Raw genomic sequence first — 21481 nt, forward strand, 5'->3', positions numbered from 1 at the left:
CGCCGGTTTTGCCGCGCGCCCATGTGTCGGCCGCTTCAGCGGTGAAAACAGCCTGGTTTTTCCCGCCCTTTTCCGCCGCGATCCGGGCTTTGAGCTTTTGACCCGGCGCAGCAGCGTGCCTATATAGGCGTCATCCCGCGAGAAAGGCCCAACTCCGTGCTCAGGTTCATACTCTCCTTCTTTGGTTCCATCTTCAGCACCATCACGCTTGGCGTGGCCATGGTGGCGCTGACCATCGGAGCGGTGTTCTGGACCTATGGGCGCGATCTGCCCAGCCATGAATCGCTGGCCCAGTACCAGCCGCCGACGATCAGCCGGATCTATTCCGGCGAGGGTCACCTGATCGACGAATTTGCCAAGGAACGGCGCCTGTACACGCCGTCGTCGGAGATCCCCGATCTGGTGAAACAGGCCTTCATCTCGGCTGAGGACAAGAATTTCTACAGCCACGCGGGCTATGACGCCCGCGGCATTGCGGCGGCGGCGATCGAGGCGGTGCAGTCGCGCGGCAAGAACGTGCGCGGCGCGTCGACCATCACCCAGCAGGTGATGAAGAACTTCCTGCTGTCCGGTGACCGCCGCGCTGAACGCAAGATCAAGGAGATCATCCTCGCCACCCGGCTGGAGGAGACGCTCAACAAGGAACGCATTCTGGAACTGTACTTGAACGAGATTTTCCTCGGACAGAATTCCTATGGCGTGACCGCCGCGGCGCAGACCTATTTCAACAAGACCCTGGGCGAGCTGGCCCCGCATGAGGCGGCCACCTTGGCGGCGATGCCCAAGGCGCCCTCGGACTATCACCCGGTTCGCCAAAAGGAGCGCCTGCTGGCGCGGCGCAACTACGTGCTGCGCGAAATGCGCGAGAACGGCTATATCTCTCGCGATGTCTACGAGGTTGAGGTGGCGCAACCGCTGCGCTCGGTGCAGAACGGCGATTTCGAAAGCTTCCGCACCACGCTGCCGCCCCGCGACTACTTCACCGATGAAATCCGCCGCCAGCTGACACAGGACTTCGGCGAGGGCGAGTTCTTCACCGGCGGCTTCACCGTGCGCGCCACCATCGACCACGAGATGCAGGCCGAAGCAGCGCTGGCGATGCGCGCAGGGCTGGAGAAATATGACCGCAGCCGGGGCATTTGGCGCGGCACCGGCATCCGGCTGGAGGAAGCCCAGCTGGCGGATGAGCCCACGTGGCGCGAAGCACTGGCCAATGCCGATGTGTCGCGCGACATCGAACTGGGCGGCAAATGGTATCCGGCGGTGGCGCTGGAGGTCGGTGACCAGTCGCTGACCGTCGGGGTCGAGGGCCAGGATGGGACCGGCTCGGTACCGCGTGCCGACATCAAGTGGATGAAGGGCAGCTTCAAGGACAACATCAGCCGCGGCGACGTGGTGTTGGTGCGGGCCGTGAAGACGGATGGCGAATTCAGCCATTGGTCCCTGCGGCAGGTGCCGGAGGTGCAGGGCGGTTTTGTGGCGATGGACGTGAACTCCGGCCGGGTTCTGGCGATGCAGGGTGGGTTCTCCTACCAGCATTCGGTGTTCAACCGCGCCACCCAGGCGCTGCGCCAGCCCGGCTCCAGCTTCAAACCCTTTGTCTATGCCGCGGCGCTGGACAGCGGCTACAGCCCGGCGACCATCGTGGTCGACGCCCCGATCGAGATCAACACGCCGCAGGGACTGTGGCGGCCCAAAAACTCCTCGAACAAGTTCTACGGTCCCACGCCGCTGCGCACCGGTATCGAGATGAGCCGGAACCTGATGACCATTCGTCTGGCGCAGGAGGTCGGCATGCCGGTTGTCGCGGGCTATGCCGAACGCTTTGGTGTCTATGACAACATGGGCGCATTCCTGGCCAACTCGCTGGGGGCGGAGGAAACCACGCTGTACAAGATGGTGGCGGCCTATGCGATGTTTGCCAACGGCGGCGAACGAGTGAAGCCGACGCTGGTGGACCGGGTGCAGGACCGGTTCGGGCGCACCATCTATCGCCATGACGACCGCGACTGCGTGGACTGCGCCGACCCCGAGCTGGCACCGGGCCTGAAACCGCGCATCATCGCCGACCGGGAACGGGTGATGGATCCGATCACCGCCTATCAGCTGACCTCGATGATGAAAGGCGTGGTCGATCGCGGCACCGCCTCCAGCGTCATCAACCTGCCGGTGCCCACCGCGGGCAAGACCGGCACCACCAACGATTCCCGCGACGTCTGGTTCGTCGGCTTCACCTCGAACATCGTGGCGGGCTGCTACATGGGCTTTGACCAGCCCCGCCCGATGGGTCGCGGTGCCTATGGCGGCACCATGTGCGGGCCGGTGTTCCAGCAGTTCATGACGAAGGCGACCGAAAAATACGGCGGCGGCCCGTTTGAGGTGCCCGAGGGCGGCCATTTCATCAAGATCGACCGTTACACGGGCGCGCGGCTGCCCAATGACGCCTCCGGTGCCTATGTGGTGGCAGAATACTTCCGCGATGGGGAAGAGCCGATCTTTGGCCTGACCTACGACGGCGGCTTTGCCATGGGCTCCAACCTGCCGCTGATCGAGGAGGTGCAGGAATCCGGCCGCAAGGTCACCACCTCCAGCGGCGGCACCGCGGTTCTGGGCCCCAAGGCGACCTTCGGGACCATCAGCTCCGGCGGCCTGTACTGACCTCCACCATCGGCTTGCGCCGCTGTCGGCTTGCCCGCGGCGCAAGGGTGGTCTATCACGCAGGCCTGACCTGAAAATGCCCAAGATTGCAAGGACACCCCATGCGCGCGGAAACCCAGAACATCGTGGCGGACATCGAGAAATCGCTGGAGCTTTTGGCGCAGCGACTGAACTGGGAAACCGCCGAGTACCGGCTGGAGGAGTTCAACGCGCGGGTCGAGGATCCCAACCTTTGGGATGATCCTGAGGCGGCGCAGAAACTGATGCGCGAGCGTCAGGCGCTGGTGGATGCGATCAACACCTACAAGGGCATCAAGCAGGATCTGTCCGACAATATCGAGCTGATCGAACTGGGCGAGATGGAAGAGGACGCCGAGGTGGTGAAGGACGCGGAGGCCGCGCTGGCCGCGCTGAAGGTTACGGCCGCCGAGAAGGAGCTGGAGGCGCTGCTGGATGGCGAGGCCGACAGCAATGACACTTTCCTGGAGATCAACTCCGGCGCCGGTGGCACCGAGAGCTGCGACTGGGCGTCGATGCTGGCGCGGATGTATGTCCGCTGGGCCGAGAAGAAGGGCTACAAGGTCGAACTGCAATCCGAAAGCGCCGGCGAAGAGGCGGGCATCAAATCGGCCGCCTACAAGATCTCTGGCCACAACGCCTATGGCTGGCTGAAATCCGAAAGCGGCGTGCATCGCCTGGTGCGCATTTCGCCCTATGACTCGGCGGCCAAGCGGCACACGTCGTTCTCGTCCGTCTGGGTCTATCCGGTGGTTGACGACAATATCGAAATCGACGTCAACCCGGCCGACATCCGCATCGACACCTACCGCTCGTCCGGGGCAGGGGGGCAGCACGTGAACACCACCGACTCCGCGGTGCGGATCACCCACATTCCCACCGGCATCGTGGTCACCTCCTCTGAGAAATCGCAGCACCAGAACCGCGACATCGCCATGAAGGCGCTGAAATCGCGCCTGTACCAGCAGGAGCTGGACCGCCGTAACGCCGACATCAACGCCGCCCACGAGGCCAAGGGCGATGCCGGCTGGGGCAACCAGATCCGCTCCTACGTGTTGCAGCCCTATCAGATGGTGAAGGATCTGCGCACCAACCACGAGACCTCCGACACCAAGGGGGTGCTGGACGGTGATCTGGATGGGTTCATGGCCGCGACGCTGGCGATGAACGTGTCTGGCAAGAGCCGGGCTGACGCGCAGGGCGACGACTGAACCGCCCACGATATTCCGTTCCAACACAAAGCCCCGGATCGCCCTCCGGGGCTTTTTGTTGTTGGGTGAGAGCAGCAACAGGCGCCATTTGAAGATGTATTCCCAAGGCATTTTTTACGCCGATCAGCTGCGATAGGCTGCAATGGAAACACGCGGCCGCGGAGGTTTTCAGCTGCGAGTCAACAAGCGCCGGAAGGGGGGCGACTATGGGCACGGAAAAGCCATTTGGGGTGCCGCCGCTGCGGCCGGCCACGGTTGCAATGCTGGCGCAGGCGCTGCGCTGCGGTTGGGCGGATTTCACAGCGCGCCCCATATTTGGTCTGACCTTTGCGGCGATCTATGTGCTGGCAGGCTGGGGCATGACCTGGGTAACACGGGTCAGCGGCACCAGCTTCTGGTTGGTTCTGGCGGCCATCGGCTTTCCGTTGATCGGCCCCTTTGCCGCGGTCGGCCTGTATGAGGTGTCGCATCGGCTGTCCCAGGGGCAGCCGGTGCGCCCGGCGGCGATTTTCGGGGTGGTGCTGCTGCAAAGCCGCCGCCAGCTGCCGTCGATCTGCGCCATCATCCTGGTGGTGTTCCTGTTCTGGTTTTTCCTTGGCCACATGATCTTTGCGCTGTTCCTTGGCCATTCGACCATGACCAACATCAGTTCCTCGCCCGAGGTGTTCTTGACCGTGAATGGCCTGCTGATGTTGGCCGTCGGCAGCGGTATCGGGGCGCTGTTCGCGTTGCTTTTGTTCATGATCACGGTGATCGCGCTGCCAATGCTGCTGGACCGCGAGGTGGATTTTGTCACCGCGATGATTGCCAGCTTCAGCTATGTGCAGGCCAACCCCGCGGTGATGTTGCTGTGGGCAGGGCTGGTTGCCGCCCTGACATTTGCCGCGCTGGTGCCGTGGTTTCTTGGGCTGTTTGTGGTGCTGCCGCTGCTGGGACACGCCAGTTGGCATATCTATCGCCAGATCGCGGCTACATAGGCTCAGCGAAAGGGGCGTTGCGGCGTCAGCAGGTGCAGATGAAATGGCAGGAGATCCGCCTTGTCGACCAGCCCGGCGCTGCGGGCGGTTTTCAGCACCTCGGCAGTGTTGCGACCAAGATGCTCGTACACCATGCGGGTGACCCGCTCTCCGCTGCCCTCGCGGACAGTGCGCGCGACATAGCCGGACCAAAAGTTATTCTCGAGCGATGCGACGCGGGCCAGGTAGTTGAAGGAGTAGGTCATCGCCTTGCGCCGGGCGATGACGAAAGCGACTCCGTCCTCGTGGCTGCTGACATAGCCGCGAAACTCGCGGACTGACGGGGAGGCGGACAGCCCCTGATTACGCATCGCCTCCTTGGCCTCAAAGCCCTTGATGTACGTGACGTCTGCGGCGCGGAACACATAGGTGAGGCCAATGACGAACTTCTGCTCGTCAATGAAGCTGCGGCGACTGAACCGGTAGAAACCGGAGGGAAAGAATGTCTCCGTCAGCTGCTGGACCCCACGGCCCAGAAAATCCGCCAGAAACGGCCCGTTGACCACCTTGCCGCCCGTCGCCAGTCGCTCGACCGGTTCCAGCAGGATGCGGGCATCAACCTGGAAAAAGCGGCAGATGCGGTCCAGAACATCGGGCCGGGGGAAGCTTTCGCCGGACAGATAGCGGTTGAACTGCGTGCGGTTGATGCCCAGCTGGCGCGACAATTCCGAAATCGACGGGTACTGCTGCGCCAGCTGGCGCAGGTTTGCGCCGAACATGTCTCTCAACTCAGCGGGTGAGCGATCCTGCGGGGTCATCTTGCCTGTCCGGTGTCGAGGTCTGGTGTTTGTTTCGCCTGCCGCCGATGCGCTCCGGCAATGTCAGGCTGGTTTTCCGTGCGTTTGTCATGAAACCGCGCCAAAACTGGCGCTAAATCACGTCAGGATGCTAATTGAGCTGACACAAAATGCAATAGGTCGGAATTTATTTTGTTATGTAGGTGTCAGCCCAATTGATCCAGTATTAATATACGGGAATGTGAGGATTGCTATGATTGGAGTTGTAGTGTGGAGCGAGCAAGCCCTGAACAAAGCCGTAATCTGGTGTGACGACCAGGGAGATCTCGCCTTTTATTCCGACGAAACCAGTGAAGGTTTGCAGGAACTCAAACCCGGTGACTGGGTTGAGTTTGATTTAACCCTGGGTGGTAATATCCGAATCGCAAAAAATCTGCGCGTTCTGATGGGGCAGGGCGGCCCTGACCTGGCTGCGTGCCTGACGGCGGTCCGCGGCGACGATGCGCATCCCTGCCCAGACGGGGCGACAGGGCTGCAGTCCGCAACCTGTGGTGCCGCCGGACAAGCCGCGCACAATCGGAGCGACAAGGTTGTCCCGTTCCCCCAGTCCATTCCGCAGCCACCGTCGCACGCGGTTGAGGCTGCGGTGATCAAGCTAAAGCGTCGCTGAACCGGCAGGCCCGGTTCCGGCAAGCCAAGTTACGGCAAGGCGTTCTCGACCAAAGGGCTAGGGGCCCGGAGCGGTGTGGTTTGCCTTTGTCTGGGGTTGCCCCTGTCATGAATTTCTCGCGCCTTGAGGTCTCCGCGCTTCGGTTCGCGGCGCGCCTTGCGGCACCGTTCGCGGCCCTCGCCGGGCACTGGAGAGCCCCAACAGGACCGAGGCTGAATGCGCCCGTCTGGCGCGATAGTGGCCCGCCTAGCGCGTCCGGATGAGCAGCTGACAGCCCCGCGCGAGCGTGCGGTCCGGCCCCGGCCAGCCTGCAACAGCGGGCCGGGGCGTCACTTAATTGCCGCGCAGCAGGGCCGCGACCCCGGTGCGGGCGATCTCGCTCAGCCCAAGGGGGCGCATCAGATCGGCAAAGGCATCGATCTTGTCCGGCGCGCCGGTGATCTCGAACACAAAGCTGTTCAGCGTGCTGTCGACCACGTTGGCGCGGAAGATATCCGCCAGCCGCAGCGCCTCGACCCGCTTGTCGCCTTCGCCCGCGACCTTGAGGATCGCCAGCTCGCGCTCCACGGCCTCGCCTTCGACGGTCAGGTCATGCACGTCGCGCACCGACACGATGCGGCCCAGCTGCGCCTTGATCTGCTCGATCACCTGAGGGGTGCCGGTGGTGACGATTGTGATGCGCGATAGGTGGCCGGTATGGTCCACCTCGGCCACGGTCAGGCTTTCAATGTTGTAGCCGCGGCCGGAGAACAGGCCGATGACACGGGCCAGAACCCCGGGTTCGTTTTCCACCAGAACCGCGATGGTGTGGCGTTCCTGCACGTCCGAAAAGGTCGGGCGCAGGTTGTAGGCGGAATGGCGGGTGGAGCCTTTTTTGATATGCAGGGCAGACATCGGTCGCCGTCCTTTCGTTTGTCGCTGCCACTAGTTATCTGAAAACTATTGGCAAAGTTCTTCACAAGACTTTTGCGGTCAGACCGCAGTTACACCAACACCGCACCGCCGGCCTGGATGACACCCTGGGTGTCAGCCTCGCCCAGCAGCATCTCGTTATGCGCCTTGCCCGAGGGGATCATCGGGAAACAGTTCTCGTGCTTTTCCACCAGGCAGTCGAAGATCACCGGCCCGTCATATTCGATCATTTCCATGATCGCATCGTCCAGATCCTTGGGGTCAGAGACGCAGATGCCCTTGCAGCCGAAGGCCTCGGCGAGCTTGACGAAATCGGGCAGCGCTTCGGACCAGCTGTGGCTGTAGCGTTCGCCATGCAGCAGTTCCTGCCACTGACGCACCATGCCAAGGCGTTCGTTGTTCAGGATGAACTGTTTCACCGGCAGGCGGAACTGCACCGCAGTGCCCATTTCCTGCATGTTCATCAGCCACGACGCCTCGCCCGCGACATTGATCACCAGCGCATCCGGATGCGCCATCTGCGCCCCGATCGAGGCCGGGAAGCCATAGCCCATTGTGCCCAGCCCGCCGGAGGTCATCCAGCGGTTGGGATCTTCAAAACCCAGGTACTGCGCCGCCCACATCTGGTGCTGGCCGACCTCGGTGGTGATATAGCGGTCGTGACCCTTGGTCAGCGCCTCCAGCCGCTGCAACGCGTATTGCGGCTTGATGGTGCTCTCGGAGTTCTTGTAGGTCAGGCAGTTGACTGCACGCCATTCGCTGATCTGCTTCTGCCATTTCTCCAGCGCCGCGCGGTTCACCTTGCGGCCGCGCGATTTCCAGACCTTCAGGATGTCTTCCAGCACGTGGCCCACATCGCCGACGATCGGGATGTCGACGCGGATCACCTTGTTGATGGACGAGGGGTCGATGTCGATATGCGCCTTGGTGGAATTGGGGCTGAAGGCGTCGATCTTGCCGGTGATGCGGTCGTCAAACCGCGCGCCGATGTTGATCATCAGGTCGCAGTCATGCATCGCCATATTCGCCTCGTACAGACCGTGCATCCCCAGCATGCCCAGCCAGTTCGCACCTGACGCCGGATAGGCGCCCAGCCCCATCAGGGTCGAGGTGACGGGAATGCCGGTGCCGTCCACCAGTTCGCGCAGCAGCTGGCTGGCGGCGGGACCGGAGTTGATGACGCCGCCACCGGTATAGAACACCGGGCGCTCGGCGCGCTCCAGTGCCGCGACCAGCTCGGTGATCGCCTCCATGTCGCCCTTGAGCTGTGGCTGGTAGTGCGACGCGGCGGGTTTTGGTGTGGCGTAGTCGCCGGTGGCAAACTGCACGTCCTTGGGAATGTCGATCAGCACCGGGCCGGGGCGCCCCGAGGTGGCGACGTGGAAGCCCTCATGCAGGGTTGCGGCCAGGCTGTTGGTGTCCTTGACCAGCCAGTTGTGCTTGGTGCAGGGGCGGGTGATGCCGACGGTATCGGCCTCCTGAAAAGCGTCGGAGCCGATCATGAAGGTCGGCACCTGGCCGGTCAGAACCACCAGCGGGATCGAATCCAGCAGTGCATCCGTCAGCCCGGTCACCGCATTGGTGGCGCCGGGGCCGGAGGTGACCAGAACAACGCCAGGTTTGCCGGTGGAGCGGGCATAGCCCTCTGCCGCATGCACCGCGCCCTGTTCGTGGCGCACCAGCACGTGGCGGATGTCAGTTTGCAGAAAGATCTCGTCATAAATCGGCAGCACGGCGCCGCCTGGGTATCCGAAGACTACTTCCACACCCTGATCTTTCAGGGCTTGGACAACCATCTTTGCGCCGGTCATTTCACGTGTCATCTGCTTTTTGCTCCAATTGGCGGCATCGTGCGTTACGCATAAAAAAAGCCCCCGATTTGTGGTCAGGGGCGCATGGGTTCGATTATGGTCTACCGTCACCGGCCCATGCGCGTGGTTCCTACGATTACGACTAGGGTGGTCATCTTGGCCACAGGCTCCGTTTTGCGTTGCGGGCGACATTATGGCGGGGGGCAGGGGGCGTCAACCTGCAAACCTGTCAAAAATGCCCTGTCAGGCGACATTTTCTTACGCCTGGAGGGGTGTCTGGGGAAATATCCGCGAAGCGGAGGCCCATTTCTGGTCAACTTCCGCAAATTGTCCACTTGGATGCCCCTGTGGGTGCCCGCCCGGCAGGCTGGACAGCGCCGTGCTACACGGGCTAGCTCAGGGGCAGTTTGCAACTCAGGAATGCGCCCTTGCCCAAAGTGATCATCCATCTGCGGTCGCAGCACGCGGAGCTGGAGCTGTCCCACAGTTTCTTGCAGCTTTATGGTGTGCTGACGGAGATGCTGACCGCGCGGGAAATTTCGGTTGAGCGGCGGGCGATGGACCGCGACATCAAGCAGGGGACCCGCCACACGGGAGATAGCCGGTTCGAAGATGGCAATCTGCATATTCTGGACGACCGGCATGTGCGGATGCCAAATGTCCTGAATGGCTGCATGGCCTATCTCAGGGGCTATTGGCATCTGGACCCGCAAGGGGTGCGCTGCTTCAGCTCCATTGGCGACAAAAGCTTTCGTCCTGATATGGTGCCCTACAGATATGCCCGGAATTTCTATGGGAAGCTGAGCGCGGAGTGGAAGGAAAAGCGGCGGTCGCGCTACAATCAACCGAGCGCCCCGGCGCAGCTGCCGTCAGGGGCAATTGCGGTGTTTTTCCAAGGCGACTACCCGGTCAAAGTCGGCGCCACGACGTTCACCGATACTGCGATGCTGCGAGATGTCCTGCAGGGGGCGGGGGATCGCCCGGTTGTGGTCAAGCCGCATCCTCGGGTGACGGACGTCGGAACCCTGTTGGAACTGTCCGAAATCATGGAGCGTGACAGCCGCGTGTCTGTCACGGATGCGAATATTCACGATATTCTCGCGGTCAGCTGTGCCACGGTGTCGATCAACTCGTCCGTTGCCATCGAGGGCTTTTTGCACCGTACGCCGGCCATCCTGTACGGTCAGTCGGATTTCCATCACTTTGCGGAGACCGTCAGGGCGGCGGGTCAGTTCGCGGCTGCGCTGGAGCGTGCGCTGGCCCGCACCGGCGGCTATGCGCAATTCATGACCTGGTACTTCCGCCGTAACTGCCTGGAGATCGGCGCGCAGAGCCTTGAACAGCGGATCTGGGAGATTTTCAGCGCCGCGGGTTTTCCGCCTGACCGCTTTGCCGACTGACGGTGGCGGGGCCTTGCCGTTGCGCGATTCCGGGACTTGGCGATGCACCCGCTTTCTGTCAGCCTGAGCGGCAAAAGCCCCGTCAGGGCCGCAGAGGTCATCGGGGCGGGCAGTAACTGGCAAACGGGCATGAGCATGAGCATCACACGGCGGAGTTTTGGATTTGGTCTGGCGGCGCTGGGGCTGAGCGCCTGCGGCGGACCGGTGCCCGCGGGGGGCGGCAGCAGTGGCAGCAGCGGTAGCGCCAGCCTGCCTGCGGATCTGCGGCCGGTCCCCAATGCGAGCTATGACGCCTGGGTCGCGGCCTTTCGAAACCGGGCCGAGACCAAGGGCATCAGCCGCGCCACCCTGCGTGCAGCCTTTCGCGGAGCGGGCTACTTGCCCGGCGTGGTCAAACGCGACCGCAATCAGACCGAATTCAAGCGCACGCTGGAGGATTACCTGGCGATTGCCGTCTCGCAGGAGCGACTGGCCAAGGGGCGCGCGGCCTATACCCGCCATCGCGCCACCCTGCGCAAGCTGGAACAGACCTATGGCGTCGATGCGGAGATCATCTGCGCGATCTGGGGGCTGGAGAGCTTCTACGGGGAACGCCGTGGCAATGTACCGGTGATCTCGGCCACGTCAACGCTGGCCTTTGACGGGCGGCGCGGGGCATTCTTTGAGAAGCAGCTGATCGCGGCGTTGAAGATCCTGCAGAACGGCGACATCACCCCTGCGCGGATGACCGGCAGCTGGGCGGGCGCCATGGGGCATACCCAGTTCATTCCCACGTCCTATCAGGCCTTTGCGGTGGACTACACCGGCGACGGTCGGCGCGACATCTGGTCGGATGACCCGACAGATGCGCTGGCCTCCACCGCCGCCTATCTGCAACGCAACGGCTGGACGCGGGGGCTGAAGTGGGGCGGCGAGGCGGGAGCCCCGGGCACGCCCGCCGGTCGCCGCCTGCAACCGCAGCCGGGCGGGCCGGTGTTCACCGTGACCAGCAACTTTGATGTCATCAAGCGCTACAACAATTCCGATTCCTATGCCATCGGTGTTGGACATCTGGCGGACCGGATCGCGGGCGGCGGACCGCTGCGCGCCAGTTTCCCGCCGGATAAATACGGGCTGACCAAGGATGACCGGATCCTGTTGCAGAAACGGCTGACAGCGCGCGGTTTCGATACCGGCGGTGCCGATGGTGTGCTGGGGCCCAAAAGCCGAGCCGCCATTCGCGCCTACCAGTCCAGCCGTGGCGTGGCGGCAACGGGGGATCCCTCGCAAACCTTGCTGAACAGTCTGGGCTGAGCGGGCCGCGGCAGAGGCTGCTGGAGTGGGGGCTGCCAGGACCGGCCCGCGGGGGTCAGAAGCCCGCGCCGGTCCCCTGCAGGACGCCGTGTTCCAGCGCATAGCGCGTCAGCCCGGCGGTGGAGGAGATTCCCAGCTTGCGCTTGATGTTCTTGCGGTGGGTCTCGACGGTTCTGACCGAGATATCGAGCGTCTGCGCGACATCCTTGTTGGATTTGCCCTGCGCCAGTTCCAGCAGGATGGTCTGTTCGCGCCCCGTCAGCGCCTCGCGGGTGTCGCCGTCCTTGGGCTTCAGCGACCCGGCGGCGCCGGTGCACAGGTAGGTCTGTCCCTGCATCACCGCATCAATGGCCTGTTTGATCTCATCCGTGGGCACGTCCTTCAGGATATAGCCCATCGCGCCATGGCTGAGCGCTGAGGAAATATATTCCGGGCTGTCATGCATCGTCAGGATCAGGATGCGGGTGCCGGGATGTTGCTCCAGGATCATTTCGGTGGCGCTGAGCCCGCCCAGCTTGGGCATGTTGAGATCCATCAAGATCACGTCAGGCGCCAGCTGCTGCATCTGCGCGACCGCGTCGCGGCCATCGGTCAGCGAGCCGACAACCTGAATGTCGTCATAGCTCTCGAGGATCGACTGGATGCCTTCGGCCACCATCGGGTGGTCATCCACGATCAGAACTTTCACTGGCGCCGCCATGTCATCCCCATTCGCATCGATTGGACGCTTGCGCTTCCGCCTGCCTGTGTCTTGCCCGGCCCGGTTCGCTGCTTGATCCGCCGCCGGGTCATGTCTGCGCCAGGCCTCATGGCAGCTGGACCGGGTTGCTGTCCTCGCCGGGTGGCAGCAGGTGGCTGAGAGGCAGGCCGACCTCAATCACCGTGCCGCTTTCGGTCCCCCGTGATGACAGAATGCGCAAGGTGCCGTCAAGCTGGTCGATCCGTTCCTGCATGTTGCGCAGCCCGATGCCAGAGCCGGACCGGGCCGGGCGCGGCGGCAGGCCCACACCGTTGTCGGTGATCCGCATGGTGGCACCCTTGGTATGACCGCGCAGATCAATCGTGACCTTCGTGGCCTCGGCGTGGCGCTCGACATTGGTCAGCGCCTCCTGCGCAATCCGGTAGAGCGCGATTTTGGCATCCTGATCCAGGCGGTTGCGAAACACAACGGTGGAGAATTCAGTCTCGATCCCGGTGCGGGCGGCAAAGTCATCCGTCAGCGCCTTCAGCGCCGGGCCAAGCCCGAGATCGTCCAGCACGCCGGGGCGCAGGTCGCGGCTGATCCGGCGCACCTCGGTGATGGCAGTCAGCAGATGCTCGGTGCCTTTTTCCAGCGGTGCCGCCGCCCCGTCGCTGTCGCCGCGCGACAGGCGGCGGCGGGCGTTGTCCAGCGCATAGCGCACCCCGACCAGCAACTGGCTGATGCCATCATGCAGCTCGCGCGCGACCCGGCCGCGCTCGTCCTCCTGGGCGTCGAACACGCGCTGGGTCAGCTCCTTCAGCTTGGCATCCGCCAGGCGCCGTTCACGGATATTCAGCAGCATCCCAGAGGCAAAGACCAACGCCAGCGCCACCAGGGTGATACCGCCAATATAGACGAAGGTGCGCTGCACGCGGGCTTCGACCTCGGCCCGTGTCGCTGCGACCGAGGACAGCACATCGTCGATGAACACGCCCGTGCCGACGGCCCACTGCCAGTCCTGCAGGCCGACCACATAGGCGATCATCTGCGCCTCTTCCCCGGTCGAGGGCTTTTGCCAAGTAAATGTGTGCCAGCCCGCCCCATCGCGGGCCAGCTCGATGAAACGGTCCACCACCGGCACCCCTGCGCTGTCGGTCAGCCCGGCCCAATTGCGGTTGATGAACTCTGTCTGGCGCGGGCTGACCAGGTTGGTGCCGTCGTAGTCATAGACGAAGAAGAACCCGTCCTTGCCGTATATCATCGCGCTGAGGATCTGGCTTACCTGCTCCTTGGCCTTGACGTCGTCGGGCGCAGCCAGGCCATAGATATGGGCAAATCCGTTGCGGGCCTGGGTGACGTAGTTGCGCAGCTCGGCCTTCTTGGTTTCCAGCAGCTGCAGTTCCAGCGCCTGGATCTCGCGCTCCGCCAGGGCGCGGGACTGATGCCCCACGACCAGCGCAATGGCACTGCCCGCGACAATCAGCGGCAGCGTCATCAGCAGCGACAGTTTCTGAGCGTATGTGGGGCGGATCAGCGTGTGAAACAGGCGCATGGGCAATCGGGCAGACCGGGGCAGGGGATTGGTCAGATTCTTGTACCGAATCATCTGACCGACGCCCAGAAGAATCACTGCGCCCTGACCAAATGCACGCGAGGGCTGTGTCGCATGGGCCGAGAAGTGCGCGAAAATGCTGCAGCCTTTTGGGCCAAATGCTGAAAATCACGTCGTTCTACGCAGTAGTAGGTATTCACAACCCACGCAGCGTGGCTAGTCTGCCTGCACTCGAACCGATCCGCTGGGCAGTCAGCTGCCGGGCATCCAAAAATTATGGGAGGAATAATATATGGATCGCCGTTCTTTCTTGAAAACATCCGCACTGGGCGGGACCGCAGCAGCGGCCGGCACGCTGGCCGCACCGGCCTATGCCCAGGGCAAGCGCACCCTGACCATGGTGACCACCTGGGGCCGTGGCCTGGCGGGCGTGCATGACTCGGCGCAGTATGTCGCCGATGCCATCACCGCCATGTCCGATGGCAACCTGACCGTCGACCTGAAGGCCGCGGGCGAACTGGTTGGCGCCTTTGAAGTGTTCGACGCCGTGACCGCAGGTCAGGCCGACATGTATCACGGTGCGGACTACTACTTCACCGGTCAGCATCCGGGCTATGCCTATTTCACCGCCGTGCCCTTTGGCATGACGCCGCAGGAAATCACCAACTGGTACTACCACGGTGAGGGCCACGCGCTGCATGACGAGCTGGGCCAGATCTTTGGTCTGAAATCCTTCCTCGGCGGCAACACCGGCCCGCAGTCCGGCGGTTGGTACAACAAGGAAATCAACGGTCCAGAGGATTTCAACGGTCTCAAGTTCCGCATGCCGGGCCTGGGCGGCAAGGCGCTGGGCAAGCTGGGCGCATCCGTGCAGAACATTCCGGGTTCCGAAGTGTATCAGGCGCTGTCCTCCGGCGCTATCGACGGCACCGAGTGGATCGGTCCCTGGGCGGACGAAAAGGCCGGTTTCCAGGAAATCACCAAGACCTACTACACCGCGGGCTTCCACGAGCCGGGTGCGGCCCTGTCCGTCGCCACCAACCGCGACGTCTTTGAGAGCCTGTCGCCCGCCCATCAGAAGATCATCGAGATGGCGTCGGCCGCTGGTCACCAGTGGAACCTGGCGCAGTTCATGAACAACAACGGTGCGGCGCTGCAGCGTCTGCAGTCCGGCGGCGTCAAGACCCTGGAATTCCCCGACAGCGTTTGGGATGCCTTCGGCACCGCGACCAAGGAAACCCTGGACGAGTTCATGGATGACGAACTGTTCGCCAAGATCCGCAACAGCGTCGAAGAATCGATGAAAGCGTCCTCCGGCTGGATCACCAAGTCCGAAGGCGCCTATCGCATTCAGCGCGACCGCGTTCTCGGCTAACCCGCCTGACAGGCATTCATCGGATCCCCCGCGCCCGCCGCGGGGGATCCACCTGCAGTTGCGGAACGCACGGGACGGTCGGCACATGCCGCACACCGTCCCACTGCCGTAGCTGCGCAGCAATCTTCCCGGGGGAAACATGCAGGAAGAGAGTGGCATCACCTTCTTTGGCGCTATCTGGGGCGGGCTGGTCTGGTTGATCCAGAATCTCGCCGGCGCATTCTATAATTTCGGCTACGCGATCACCCATCCGCAGCTCTGGCTTGACTGGTCCGACAAGGCGTCGGTCATGCGCTTTGTCTATTATGGCGGCTCTGTCGAATTCTTCTTTGTCGTCTTCACTACCTTTCTGGTGCTGACCGGCATCGGCCTTTACTACCGTGGCTTCATGTGGGGCATGGTGCGCGGGCTGGAGGGCATGGCCAACATGGTCGGCCGCTTCTTTGCCTGGGCAGGCCTGTTGATGGTGCTACAGCAGATCATCATCGTCTTCATGCAGCGCGTCTTTGCCCGGCCCGACATCAGCTTTGGCTTTGGCATCCCGTTCAGCCAGGACATCAGCTGGTTTGCGGAAGAGCTGAAGCTCTACAACGCGCTGGTGGTCTGCATGTGCGTCACCTACACCTTTGTGCAGGGCGGTCATGTGCGGGTGGACCTGATCTATTCCGGCATCAGCTTCCGCGCCAAGCGCGTGGTCGACATGCTTGGCTCCCTGCTGTTCATGATGCCTGCCGCGGTGCTGACCTGGATGTACGGCTGGTTCTTCCTGTGGCGTCACCTGATCGTGCCCAAACCCTCCGCTTCTGACGGGCTGGAACGGCTGGTGATGAAGTCGCGGGCGTTGCGCTGGAACGTAGAGACCATCGGCTTCAGCCCGAATGGATTCAACGCCTACTTCCTGTTCAAGATCCTTCTGATCGCCTTTGCAGGCCTCGTGTTCCTGCACGCCATCGCCTTTTTCTACCGCTCATTCCTCGAGTTCGTGGAAGGCGAGGGCAGCGAAAACAAATACCTCGACAAGGACAGCCTTGGAGAGGGTGAAGAAGCCTACGAAGGCACGCACTAAAGGGACGTCGGAAACATGCTATTTGGACTTGATGGCGTCGAAATCGGCCTAATCATTGTATTTTTCTGCCTCTTCGGGGGCATCCTCTCCGGCTTTCCGGTGGCTTTTGCCATCGGCGGGGCCGGGGTCATCTCCTTCGGGATCATCGCCGCGCTGGACAGCTCGGGCATCCTGATCCACCAGGCCATCGACTCTTCGTCGCAGGCCTATCGCGATCTGGTGGCCTCTGGCGTGCGGCCGGACAAGATCTCGGTGTTCCGCTACCCGGATCTGCCACGACTGGCTGAACCTGTGTTCACCCAAGGGTGGGAAGTGGCGCTGGACCGCAACATTTCCTTTATCGTCAACCGCATGAACGAACGGGTTCTGGCGGGCGCGTCGATCGAGACGCTGTTGGCGGTGCTGATGTTCGTGCTGATGGGCATCACGCTGGAGCGCTCCAAGATCGCCAATGACCTGCTGACCACCATGGCGCGCGTCTTCGGGCCGCTGCCCGGCGGTCTGGCGGTGTCGATTGTTGTGGTTGGTGCGTTCCTCGCGGCCTCCACCGGCATTGTTGGTGCCACCGTGGTGACCATGGGCCTGCTGGCGCTGCCGACCATGCTGCGCAACAACTACTCGCCGGAACTGGCGACGGGTGTGATCGCGGCCTCCGGCACGCTGGGGCAGATCATTCCGCCGTCCATCGTGATCGTTCTGCTGGGCACGCTGGCGGGCGACCTTTATTCCACCGCGCAGGAGACCCGCGCGACGGAGGCGGGCTGCTCCGATGCGCTGACCTATCTGGGGGAGCCCGCGGTGGTATCCGTGGGCACCCTGTTCCAGGCGGCGCTGCTGCCGGGGATCCTGCTGGCGCTACTGTATGCCGGCTATGCCTTTGGCTATGCGCTGCTGAACCCGCACAAGGCACCGGCGGTGAATATCGAGGGCGGCACCGGTGAGGTGATTACCCGCAACGAAGGTCTGCTGTGGTTCCTGGGCGTGCCTGCGGCGCTGATCGGCGGCGCGGTGTTGCTGGGCAGCTTCAACGTGATTGGCAGCCAGAGTGTCATCGTTTCGTCCTTCTCCGATGCCGGTCAAACCGCCAGCCTGCGTACCAATGTGGGCGCGGAATGTAAGGCGGCGATGATTGATCTGCACGGGCAGGCCGCCTGGGACGCCGCCGTGGCAGAGCAGGAAGCCATCGATTCCGCGGGCGGTGTGACCCTGTCCGAGAAGCTGAGCGAGGACGAAATCGCCGCAGCTGTGGACGCCAAGATCGCCAATGCGGCGCCGATTGGCACCGGCATCGGCGTCATCCTGGTTGTGCTGGGTCTGGTGCTGGCCTTTGGCCGCGGGGTTGCGCCGTCGCGGGACGCCAAGCCCTTGATCCTGGGGGCGATCGGCGTGCTGCTGATTGCGCTGGTGGATATGGTGGCGATTGCGCCGACGACCACGCCGGGCATGACTGTGGTGTGGATAGCGCTGCCGCTGTTGCTGGCGCTCTATGGCTGCCGCGAGGCCGCCGCGCGCTGCGCCCGGAACGATCTGATCCGGGTGGTGTTCCCGCCGCTGGTGCTGATCGTTGCGGTGCTGGGCTCAATCCTGGGCGGTATCACCAACCCGACGCCCGCCGCGGCGCTGGGGGCAGGTGGGGCCATCATGCTGGCGGCCTACCGCAAGCTGCAGGACGAAGGCAAATCGGGCAAGATCATCATCTGGTCCACTTTTGCCGTGATGATCTGCATCCTGATCGGCATGAACTTTGACCTACGCGTCAACCAGGGCGGCGTCACCGTCGAGAACTGGATTGCCTTCATTGCCGCTTATGCCGCTTACCTCTATGCGCTGTTTGGGCTGCTGTTTGGCTGCTGGGTTCTGTTCCGCTCCGGCGTGCTGACCCCGGTGGTGCGGGAAACCGCCAAGGTGACCTCGATGGTCTTTACCATCCTGATCGGCTCGCAGCTGTTGAACCTGGTGGTGATCTCCTTCGGTGGGGAACACTACATCCAGCAGTTCCTGAAGAGCTTTGACAACGAGATGACGGTCTTCCTGATCGTGATGCTGGTGCTGTTCTTCCTGGGCTTCGTGCTGGACTTCCTGGAGATCATCTACATCGTCATCCCGATTGTCGGGCCGGTGATCTATGGCGGCTCGTTCGACCCCAAATGGGTGACCATCATGGTGGCGGTGAACCTTCAGACCTCTTTCCTGACACCGCCATTTGGCTTTGCGCTGTTCTACCTGCGCGGGGTGGCGCCGAAGGAGGTGACCACCGGGCACATCTACCGCGGCATCATCCCGTTTGTGCTGATCCAGGTGGTGGGCATCGCGATCCTCTGGGTGTTCCCGTCGATCGTGACCATCGTGCCGGCGCTGATCCCGAACTGAGCCGGGACCAAGGTAACAAAACGGAAAAAGGGGCTCCTGCGGGAGCCCCTTTTGCATTTCGGGCGGCTTGCGGGGGCGCTGCCCCTCTGGACCTTGCGGCCCATTCACCCCGGAGTATTCAGAAAAAGATGAATGCGGGCTCGCGCCGGGATCAGGCGGCGCGCTGCAGCAGATCCCAGCGATTTCCAAAGGGGTCGTGCCAGACCGCAACGGTGCCATAGGGCTCGTGCCGCGGCGCTTCCTCAAAGTGAACGCCCTGGGCCAGCATTGCAGCGTGGTCGCGGGCGAAGTCATCGGTCATGAGGAACAGGCCGACGCGGCCGCCGAACTGGTTGCCCACCGCCGCCTGCTGCTGCGGCCCGTCGGCGCGGGCCAGGATCAGGCTGGCGGCGCCGGGGGTGCCGTTGGCACCGGGCGGCAGGATGCGCACCCAGCGTTTGTCACCCTGTTCGACGTCCTCGGCCAGGTGCCAGCCCAGACGGGTGCAATAGAAATCAATGGCCGCGTCATAGTCCGGCACCACCAGGGAGACCGCGTGCAGATGCTGCATCAGCGCTGCCGGTGGATCGGCTGTTCGGGCAGCTGGATATTGGCCACCTGTTCCGCAATCGGGTCAGTCGACAGCGGATGGCCCGCATCGGTATATCGAGTGGGGTCGGTCATTTTCTTCCACTGGTTGCAGTGATAGATTTCCAGGCCCGAGAACTTGGCCTTGTAGCCCATTTTCTGGCTGCCGGGCACCCAGTAGCCCAGGTAGACATAAGGCAGCCCGGCCTCGCGCGCGATCTGAATATGGTCAAGGATCATGAAAGTGCCGAGCGAATTCTGCGGCTGGTCGGGGGCGTAGAAGGAATAGACCATGCTGAGGCCATCCTCCAGCACATCGGTCAGCGACACGGCCGTCAGCGCGCTGGAGCCGGGCAGGGCGTATTCGACCACCCGGCTGCGCACTGGGGTTTCCTCAATCATGGCGGCGTATTCGAACACATCCATGTCGGCCATGCCGCCATCGGCGTGGCGGCTGTCGAGATAGCTGCGAAACAGTGCGTATTGATCTTCTGTCGCCCAGGGAGAGGTGGCGCGACGTTCCAGATGCGCGTTGCGCTTCAACGTGCGTTTCTGGCTGCGGCTGGGTTTGAAGGCGGCCACGTCGATCCGCGCCGACAGACAGGCGGAACATTCCGAGCAGGAGGGCCGGTATAGCACGTTCTGCGAGCGCCGGAAGCCCTGCTGGCTCAGGCTGTTGTTCAGCTGCTCCACCCCGTCGCCCTGCAGGGCGGTGAACAGTTTGCGCTCCATCCGGCCCTCAAGATAAGGGCAGGGCTGGGGAGCGGTCACGTAGAACTGCGGTGCAATCGGTAAGGTATGGCGCATCGGGTCTCATTCGCGGATTCGCGTGGCAGTCAAACCTGGCGGCCGCATCGGGTGGCAGGTCATCCTGTGGATGATAGCAATGCTGCCGGGGTGCGCCAAGCCTGCATGTGACTGTTGGCTTAACAGGAGCTTTACCGGTCGCGGCTTTGTGCCGGGCGGATGTGCAAGGCGACGGCGCCAGTCAGGCGCGGCGGTTCAGCATCACCGTGCCCAGCAGGTGGTCGGTCAGACCCTGACCACGAGAGGAGGTCAGCATCAGCACCACCGAGATCACTTGCAGCACCGGAACAGCCAGCGACAGCGAATAGCCCGCCGTGTGCAGCAGGGCCAGACCGCCATCCAGCCGCTGGCCTGCGCCGTTACGCAGTTCGATCCCGGCAAAACGCATGCCCCAGGTGGCCGATCCATTGGCCAGGGTCACCACCCGGTAGACAAAGCCCACCACCAGATAGAGCAGCGGCCAGACGAACAACCCCACAAAGGCCGTCAGGACCACCGCAGCGGCGCTGAGCGCCAGGATCAAAAGGCTGTCCACGATCCAGGCCAATAGACGTTTGGCCGGGACAGAGGCGTAGAACTCAGCCTGATAGTCGGGGTCGGGCAGGGCGGTCATGGGGGATCCTTTGGGTCTGGTTGTCGGGAAATCGTAAGTGGCAAACCCCCGCCCGGCAAGGGCGGGGTGCGGTTGTGGCAGCGCGGTCGGGCCTGATGGGTTCAGTGCCGGTTGCGACCGCGCTCGGGGCTGCGCCCATCGGTGTCATCAGCCTCTTCGTGCAGGTCCTCCGCCTGGTCGTCGCTGTCCGCGGTCCGGATGCGCTCGTCCATGAATTCATCGAACTCCGCCTTGTCCTTGGCCTCGCGCAGCCGTTGCAGGAAGGCCTCGAAATCATGCTGCTCCTGCTCCAGACGGCGCAGGGTATCGGCCTTGTAAGCGTCAAAAGCGCGGTTGCCCGAGGGGCGCATGGCCGAGAACCCCTGGCGGGCCCAGGATTTGTCGCCCCAGTTTTTGCTGGCCTGGCGGCAGGATTTGCTGAACATGCGTTTGCTCCAGATCATGTAGAAGAGAAGGGCCAGACCAACCGGCCAGAAGAACACGAAACCCAGAACCATTGCGGCAATCCAGGCGCCTTTGCCCTTGCTGTCCAGCCAGGCCTCGCTGCGGGTAAACCAGCCCTGCACAGGGGCCGGGGCGGCGGTTGCGGTGTAGCTTGTCATCGGTGTCCTCCTGGATGATGTGAATGTAAATTCCTTTCACATGATGACATATCGGCAGCCGTCGGGTGGCTTTCAAGTCCGCATGTGAATGTTTTTTACATCCTTCTGACGCGGACGCGGG

Annotated in this window: 18 protein-coding genes; 9 read left to right on the plus strand and 9 right to left on the minus strand. The window is 62.9% G+C overall.

Going from position 1 to position 21481, the window contains the following annotated elements:
* The first annotated feature begins 156 nt into the window (after window positions 1-156).
* From AC0IPL_RS09940 to AC0IPL_RS09950, 3 genes are all read left to right on the plus strand, one after another.
* Window positions 157-2658, plus strand: a complete 2502-nt coding sequence (locus tag AC0IPL_RS09940; protein WP_474274081.1) for a penicillin-binding protein 1A — start codon at window positions 157-159, stop codon at window positions 2656-2658.
* A gap of 101 nt (window positions 2659-2759) precedes the next feature.
* Window positions 2760-3887, plus strand: a complete 1128-nt coding sequence (gene prfB / locus AC0IPL_RS09945) for a peptide chain release factor 2 (RefSeq protein ID WP_474274082.1) — start codon at window positions 2760-2762, stop codon at window positions 3885-3887.
* A 206-nt stretch (window positions 3888-4093) separates the two neighbouring features.
* Window positions 4094-4864 (plus strand): DUF2189 domain-containing protein, encoded by a 771-nt coding sequence (locus tag AC0IPL_RS09950; RefSeq protein WP_474274083.1) that lies wholly within the window; start codon window positions 4094-4096, stop codon window positions 4862-4864.
* 2 nt (window positions 4865-4866) lie between these two features.
* On the opposite strand, the gene AC0IPL_RS09955 is transcribed toward AC0IPL_RS09950, so the two are convergent.
* Entirely contained in the window at window positions 4867-5661 is a 795-nt protein-coding gene (locus AC0IPL_RS09955; RefSeq protein ID WP_474274084.1) for a helix-turn-helix domain-containing protein, read from the minus strand.
* 232 nt (window positions 5662-5893) lie between these two features.
* Here AC0IPL_RS09955 and AC0IPL_RS09960 point away from each other — a divergent pair, with 232 nt between their 5' ends.
* Entirely contained in the window at window positions 5894-6310 is a 417-nt protein-coding gene (locus tag AC0IPL_RS09960) for a S1 domain-containing protein (RefSeq protein WP_474274085.1), read from the plus strand.
* A 333-nt stretch (window positions 6311-6643) separates the two neighbouring features.
* Here the strand turns inward: AC0IPL_RS09960 and ilvN are convergent, their stop codons facing one another.
* Window positions 6644-7204 (minus strand): acetolactate synthase small subunit, encoded by a 561-nt coding sequence (gene ilvN / locus AC0IPL_RS09965; RefSeq protein WP_474274087.1) that lies wholly within the window; start codon window positions 7202-7204, stop codon window positions 6644-6646.
* 89 nt (window positions 7205-7293) lie between these two features.
* Window positions 7294-9045: an acetolactate synthase 3 large subunit gene (locus tag AC0IPL_RS09970; RefSeq protein WP_474274089.1), complete on the minus strand. Its 1752-nt coding sequence runs from the start codon at window positions 9043-9045 to the stop codon at window positions 7294-7296.
* A gap of 416 nt (window positions 9046-9461) precedes the next feature.
* On the opposite strand from AC0IPL_RS09970, the gene AC0IPL_RS09975 reads away from it, so the two are divergent.
* The gene (locus AC0IPL_RS09975; RefSeq protein WP_474274092.1) at window positions 9462-10433 is read left to right on the plus strand and encodes a capsular polysaccharide export protein, LipB/KpsS family; all 972 of its coding nucleotides are present in this window, start codon (window positions 9462-9464) and stop codon (window positions 10431-10433) included.
* A 135-nt stretch (window positions 10434-10568) separates the two neighbouring features.
* A complete protein-coding gene (locus AC0IPL_RS09980; RefSeq protein ID WP_474274259.1) occupies window positions 10569-11726 on the plus strand; it encodes a lytic murein transglycosylase in 1158 nt (385 codons plus the stop codon).
* Between the two features lie 55 nt (window positions 11727-11781).
* Here the strand turns inward: AC0IPL_RS09980 and AC0IPL_RS09985 are convergent, their stop codons facing one another.
* Both AC0IPL_RS09985 and AC0IPL_RS09990 read right to left on the minus strand, forming a co-directional pair.
* Window positions 11782-12426, minus strand: a complete 645-nt coding sequence (locus tag AC0IPL_RS09985) for a response regulator transcription factor (RefSeq protein WP_474274094.1) — start codon at window positions 12424-12426, stop codon at window positions 11782-11784.
* Window positions 12427-12532: 106 nt separating this feature from the next.
* A complete protein-coding gene (locus AC0IPL_RS09990) occupies window positions 12533-13960 on the minus strand; it encodes a cache domain-containing protein (protein ID WP_474274096.1) in 1428 nt (475 codons plus the stop codon).
* Between the two features lie 292 nt (window positions 13961-14252).
* Here AC0IPL_RS09990 and AC0IPL_RS09995 point away from each other — a divergent pair, with 292 nt between their 5' ends.
* The 3 genes from AC0IPL_RS09995 (at window position 14253) to AC0IPL_RS10005 (ending at window position 18771) form a co-directional block, all read left to right on the plus strand.
* A complete protein-coding gene (locus tag AC0IPL_RS09995) occupies window positions 14253-15335 on the plus strand; it encodes a TRAP transporter substrate-binding protein (RefSeq protein WP_474274097.1) in 1083 nt (360 codons plus the stop codon).
* 139 nt (window positions 15336-15474) lie between these two features.
* Window positions 15475-16401, plus strand: a complete 927-nt coding sequence (locus AC0IPL_RS10000) for a TRAP transporter small permease subunit (protein WP_474274098.1) — start codon at window positions 15475-15477, stop codon at window positions 16399-16401.
* 15 nt (window positions 16402-16416) lie between these two features.
* Window positions 16417-18771, plus strand: coding sequence for a TRAP transporter large permease (locus tag AC0IPL_RS10005; protein WP_474274099.1), 2355 nt, complete (start codon window positions 16417-16419; stop codon window positions 18769-18771).
* A gap of 151 nt (window positions 18772-18922) precedes the next feature.
* Here the strand turns inward: AC0IPL_RS10005 and AC0IPL_RS10010 are convergent, their stop codons facing one another.
* The 4 genes from AC0IPL_RS10010 to AC0IPL_RS10025 all read right to left on the minus strand — a co-directional run bounded on the left by AC0IPL_RS10010 (window position 18923) and on the right by AC0IPL_RS10025 (window position 21360).
* The gene (locus AC0IPL_RS10010) at window positions 18923-19321 is read right to left on the minus strand and encodes a VOC family protein (protein ID WP_474274101.1); all 399 of its coding nucleotides are present in this window, start codon (window positions 19319-19321) and stop codon (window positions 18923-18925) included.
* On the minus strand, window positions 19321-20145 hold the full coding sequence (locus tag AC0IPL_RS10015; protein ID WP_474274103.1) for an arginyltransferase: 825 nt from the start codon (window positions 20143-20145) through the stop codon (window positions 19321-19323). Before AC0IPL_RS10015 ends, AC0IPL_RS10010 begins: the two co-directional genes overlap by 1 nt.
* A gap of 181 nt (window positions 20146-20326) precedes the next feature.
* Window positions 20327-20758: an RDD family protein gene (locus tag AC0IPL_RS10020; protein WP_474274104.1), complete on the minus strand. Its 432-nt coding sequence runs from the start codon at window positions 20756-20758 to the stop codon at window positions 20327-20329.
* Window positions 20759-20859: 101 nt separating this feature from the next.
* Window positions 20860-21360: a DUF2852 domain-containing protein gene (locus AC0IPL_RS10025; RefSeq protein ID WP_474274106.1), complete on the minus strand. Its 501-nt coding sequence runs from the start codon at window positions 21358-21360 to the stop codon at window positions 20860-20862.
* Window positions 21361-21481 lie beyond the last annotated feature (121 nt).

Source organism: Leisingera sp. SA32 (assembly GCF_056033425.1).